Raw genomic sequence first — 364 nt, 5'->3', positions numbered from 1 at the left:
TTGCTACCTTCGCCGTGGTTTTCGCAGTGGCGGCAAGCGTATTTTTTGCGCTCGTGGCGCAGTACTTTAACTTGCTTAGGGATAATGTCGAGCTGCTCGGACGATTCAACACCCACGGCGTGCAGCTGACCCTGGCAGCAGGGGCAGGTCTTTTCATCGTCAGCTAAATCGTACTCTATCACCTCACGGGGTAAGTCCGGGTTGATGGGCTTGCGGCCCCGTTTGCGGGTGTAGGTAACGGTTTCCATTTCCGGCTCGTCATCGGATGGTCCGATGTCGACCAGGGTTTCCGCTTCGTTGAACAAGCAGCCTTGAGCGGGGAACTTCTCACTTTGCGGCAGGTACTTTTTGGCCTGGGCTAGCC

General features: G+C 56.3%; 1 protein-coding gene. It reads right to left on the bottom strand.

Features of this window, described 5'->3' with window-relative positions; translation table 11 throughout:
- Nucleotides 1–364 (bottom strand): IS66 family transposase zinc-finger binding domain-containing protein (locus tag BZJ21_RS15680; protein ID WP_174566354.1); only part of this gene is annotated, 364 nt, incomplete at both ends.

Source organism: Salinivibrio costicola subsp. alcaliphilus, from assembly GCF_001996185.1.
GTDB lineage: Bacteria > Pseudomonadota > Gammaproteobacteria > Enterobacterales > Vibrionaceae > Salinivibrio > Salinivibrio costicola.
This window is presented reverse-complemented; position numbering and strand designations above follow the sequence as displayed.